At 27.6% G+C, this 4,829-nt stretch carries 5 protein-coding genes and 1 tRNA gene; all 6 read left to right on the top strand.

The window, feature by feature from the left end:
• Positions 1–37 precede the first annotated feature (37 nt).
• The 6 genes from A9758_RS02170 (at position 38) to A9758_RS02145 (ending at position 4,738) form a co-directional block, all read left to right on the top strand.
• Positions 38–886 carry a methanogenesis marker 8 protein gene (locus tag A9758_RS02170; RefSeq protein ID WP_011405843.1) on the top strand — a complete coding sequence of 283 codons (849 nt, stop codon included), beginning with the start codon at positions 38–40 and terminating at the stop codon, positions 884–886.
• Between the two features lie 45 nt (positions 887–931).
• Positions 932–2,221, top strand: a complete 1,290-nt coding sequence (thiC, locus tag A9758_RS02165; RefSeq protein WP_011405844.1) for a phosphomethylpyrimidine synthase — start codon at positions 932–934, stop codon at positions 2,219–2,221.
• Positions 2,222–2,466: 245 nt separating this feature from the next.
• Positions 2,467–2,637: a preprotein translocase subunit Sec61beta gene (locus A9758_RS02160; RefSeq protein ID WP_011405845.1), complete on the top strand. Its 171-nt coding sequence runs from the start codon at positions 2,467–2,469 to the stop codon at positions 2,635–2,637.
• Positions 2,638–2,853: 216 nt separating this feature from the next.
• Positions 2,854–2,962 (top strand) — tRNA-Met (locus tag A9758_RS02155).
• A 204-nt stretch (positions 2,963–3,166) separates the two neighbouring features.
• Entirely contained in the window at positions 3,167–3,901 is a 735-nt protein-coding gene (locus tag A9758_RS02150) for a HesA/MoeB/ThiF family protein (RefSeq protein ID WP_011405846.1), read from the top strand.
• 216 nt (positions 3,902–4,117) lie between these two features.
• Complete coding sequence (locus tag A9758_RS02145) at positions 4,118–4,738, top strand: stage II sporulation protein M (RefSeq protein ID WP_011405847.1); 621 nt, start codon at positions 4,118–4,120, stop codon at positions 4,736–4,738.
• Positions 4,739–4,829 lie beyond the last annotated feature (91 nt).

Below are 4,829 nucleotides of genomic sequence, written 5' to 3'. Positions count from 1 at the left end.
AATAAATAATTAATATTTATTTTATATGGTGATTTGTGTGGTTAGAGATAAACATGTAATAGAAGCATTAGGTAAGACAAGGGTTACAATAGAAAATGGTAAAGTTAGTAATGTGGAAAAACCACTTATTGAATATTGTCCTATCTTTGCTAAATATAGAAATATAGAAGAAATCACACCTGAATTAGTAAGAGAAAATATTCAATTTAGAATTGATGACTTTGGAATGTGTACAAAAAATAGACAAATAAAAATGTCTGATATGCTAAGTGTAGGAATATCAGAGATACTTAGAAGTAATCTTGAAGTTGGAAATATAGACTGTGTTGTAGGGGCATGTGAAGGGGTAGGAACATTGCTTATGACTGATGCAGATATAGTTCAAGGTGTAGGTGGAAGAGCATCAGGACTTGTAAGTACAACACCAATTCCAGAAGTAATGGAAAAAATAGGCATTGAAAATGTTCTAGATGCACAAACAGCTCAACTTAATCCTATAAAAGGTTTAGAAAAAGCAATAAATGAAGGTTATAAGAATATTGCTATTACAATATTACCTTCTCCTTTAATAAAAAAAATTAGAGAATATGATCTACCATCTGATGTTAATGTGTATCTATTTGTGGCACATACAACTGGTATTTCTATGGATGAGACAAAGGATGTATTTAAATATGCAGATATTGTAACTAGTTGTGCTTCAAAAAATATACGAGACTATGCAAGTAAGATAAAACCATACTACTATGGAAGTTCTGTTCCAATCTATGCTGTAAGTGATATGGGACGAAAATTTTTAGATACAAGACTAGAAAAGATTGGTAAATCATTAAGTACAAATAAATATCCACAGGAAAATAACAATATACCTAATCCATTAGTATAAAAAAAGATTTTGTTTATAAGAAAAAATTATAGAGGAGAGTATTAATTGACTCAATTAGAATATGCAAGAAAAGGAGAAATAACTCCTGAAATGGAATATGTAGCAAAAACTGAAAATATAGATGTTGAAAAATTAAGAAAAAATATAGCTTCTGGAAAAGTAGTTATACCAAAAAATGTGCATAATAATACTCTTCCAACTGGAATTGGTAAAGATTTACATACAAAAATTAATGCAAATATAGGATCATCTACAGAAATGGAAGATATTAATGTAGAGCTAGAAAAACTAGATATACTACTAAAATATGGTGCAGATGCTGTGATGGATTTAAGTACTGGACCAAAATTACATGAAATCAGAAAGGCAATAAGAGACAAAACAAATATACCTCTAGGAACAGTTCCAATATATGAAGCAGGAGTAGAAACAACTTCTCAAGATAAAATTATTGTAGATATGGATGATGATATTATCTTTAAAACAATAATAAATCAAGCAAAAGAAGGTGTTGACTTTATAACAGTACATTGTGGGATTACACAAGATGCAATAAAAGCAGTTGATGATTCAGAAAGATTAATGGGAATAGTAAGTAGGGGTGGAGCTCTAACAGCTGCATGGATCATGCATAATGAAAGAGAAAATCCATTATATGCAGAATATGATTATTTACTAGAAATATGTAAAGAACATGATGTAACACTCTCTCTAGGTGATGGTTTAAGACCAGGTTGTATTCATGATGCAACTGATATTGCACAGATAAGAGAATTAACAACACTAGGAAGACTTGTAAAACGTTCACAAAAAGCTGGAGTACAAGTGATGGTTGAAGGACCAGGTCATGTTCCTATAACACAAGTAAAGGCAAATATGCAAATACAAAAAACCATATGTTCAGATGCACCATTCTATGTTTTAGGACCTTTAGTAACAGATGTTGCACCAGGTTATGATCATATTACAGCAGCAATAGGTGCAAGTATTGCAGGTGCAAGTGGGGCTGACTTTTTATGTTATGTTACACCTGCAGAACATCTGTGTATACCAAATAAGGAACATGTAAAACAGGGTGTTATAGCTTCAAAGATTGCTGCAGAAGTATCTGATATAGCCAAACAAATACCAAGTACAATGAAAAGAGAATATGATATGGCTGTTGCAAGGGATAACTTTGACTGGGAAAAACAATTTGAATTGGCAATTGATGGAGAAACTGCACGTAAGTATTATGAAAGTACATCTACATCTGATGAGGAGATGTGTAGTATGTGTGGAGATTTCTGTGCTATAAAAATGGTTAAAGATCATGAAAAAGCAAATAAGAATTAGGTATTAATCTTATTTTTGGAAGTTAAAGTAGTATATTTAAAAAATATACGTAATTATGTGTTAAATTGTATTTTATATGGATAATTATTAACTTCCATACTTCTTTTTTTATAAAAATCTTTCTTTTTAATAAATTTTTTTTGCAGTTTAATCAAAATTATTTAATATATCTTAAAATATAAATTAAAATAATAATCATTATAATAATTTTAACTAATTAACATTAAAAATTTGGAGGTAAAACTATGGCACGTAAAGACAAAAAAACCTTACCAGCTAGTGGAGCAGGTATAGTAAGATATTTCAATGATGATACAGCAGGAGTTAAATTATCACCTAAACAAGTAGTAATTGGAACAATTATTGTTGCATTAATATGTATTGCTCTAAGATTTACTACAAGTGTAGGTTACTAAAACCATCTATTTTTTCTTTATTGATTTTTTAAGGTTAAAACTTATTTTAGAATAAGTTCATTTACTTTTTATTCTTTTTGTTTTCTAATTTATTTAAATTAAATATGTATTTTCAATTTTAAAACTTGTTTTTTATTCTCTTTTTATATTCTTTTATTTACATATACCACAAAGTATTTATATTACTTTTGATATATACTAATAATAAGCAGCCACGCCGGGGTGGCTCAGCTGGTTAGAGCGCACGGCTCATAGGGTATTAAGCAGAGCTCTGACTTTCACCTGGGATACCGTGAGGTCGCGGGTTCGAATCCCGCCCCCGGCACTTATATTTAAAAATGAATATAAGTTAAAATAATTTCAATAAAATGTACATAGTACATTATATATCTTTTTTATTCTTTTTCAATGTATTTTAGTTTTTAATTATATTTTTTATATTAGAAAATATAACAATTGTTATATATTTTAAGTTTTTAATATAGTATATAATTAAATAAGATCATCTAGTAAAAAAAGGAGATTATCTATGACAGAATTATATAATCAAATGATTTCAAGACAAAAAGAAATATTTACAGAAAATCAACAGGAAAAAATTAGAAACACACCTGTTTTAGTAATAGGTTGTGGAGGACTTGGTGGAACAGTAATAGAACAGTTAGTAAGGGCAGGTTTTGAAAATTTAACAATTGTAGATCAAGATGTTTTTGATAAAACTAATTTAAATCGTCAAATAAGAAGTAATTTAGATACAATAGATAAATCTAAAGTAGAAACAGCAAAAAAGGAATCATTAAAAATAAATCCTAACTTAAATATTACAGGATATGATACTACTATTACTCCAGAAAACATATCTCAAATCTTTAAAGGAAATGATATTGTAATTGATGCTGTAGATAATGTATATACTAGGGTGATGATATCAAGGGAAGCAAGAAAACAAAATATGGCATTTATTCATTGTGCAGTAGAAACAACTGTGGGACAACTAACTATAATTACCAATGATACTCCATCATATGAGGAATTATTTAAATTAAAATCTAATGGAAAAACACTTGATAAATCAAAAGAATATCTACTAGGTATAAGTACTAAAAAACCACAAGTTCTAGGAACAACACCTGCAATATTTGGAGCATTAGAAGTTAATGAAACTATTAAATATATATTAGAAAGTAAGGATGCTCTTTTTGCACCAAAAGTATTGTTATGGGATATATTTGATATGACATCATTTAGGATAATTGATTTTTAAATGATACTAATGTATATTTACTTATTATTAAATATTCTAAATCTTCACATAACATTTTTTATCTACCTTTTTTTATACATATAAAAAGAAATATTATCGATTGTATTTTTTTTATTCTAGATTAGTTGTATTTTAGTAAATGTGATTATTATAGAATTTTTAATAAATAGGGTATTATAAATATTTTTTTAAATTTAATAAATATGGGAGATTTTAATGGTTATTTTTAAAAAATATATATCTAAGGATTATGCTCTTAATTATTGTAGATTAATTAAGCCATACTTCATATTATCTTTAATAATTTTTATAGTATCTATACTATCAGGTTACTTCTTTGCAGATTCATTAAATTCTATTTTTGTGGATGTTATTAAGAAGATGGTAGAATCCACAGCAGTTGAGGGAATTACTTTTAAGGGTATTTTTTTCAATAATGTGGAAGTTAATATTATCATGATGTTATGGGGATTTCTATTTTCAATCGTGTCAACGGGAATAATGATTTTTAATAGTTTACTAATTGGATATTTAGCATCCGTAATACCTTTGCATGTTTTTTTAGCATATGTTCTTCCTCATGGTATTTTAGAACTTCCAGCATTGATTTTATCTCTTGCAACATCATTCATGGTAACTCACATTGTTATTAGATGTATTAGGGGTATTTTAGCAAAAAACCATACATTTAAGGCAGAATTAATAACATCAAAAAATTTAATAGTGGCAGTTGGCGTATCTGTAATTTTGTGTGTTGTGTTACTGTTTTTTGCAGGAATTATAGAAACATATGTTACTAGTGCTTTAGCAGACTTTATTTTATCTTTATTTTCATAGGGATTCATGTTTTAAAAACAGATCTTGATTATTTTTTTTTAAAGAATTTTTTTTTTTTTATTTTTTTTTTCATGGATTTTTTGCTTTTTTT

The sequence above is a fragment of the Methanosphaera sp. A6 genome (assembly GCF_001729395.1).
GTDB lineage: Archaea > Methanobacteriota > Methanobacteria > Methanobacteriales > Methanobacteriaceae > Methanosphaera > Methanosphaera stadtmanae.
Note: the sequence above shows the minus strand (reverse complement) of the source record. Positions and strands in the feature narration are given on the sequence as shown.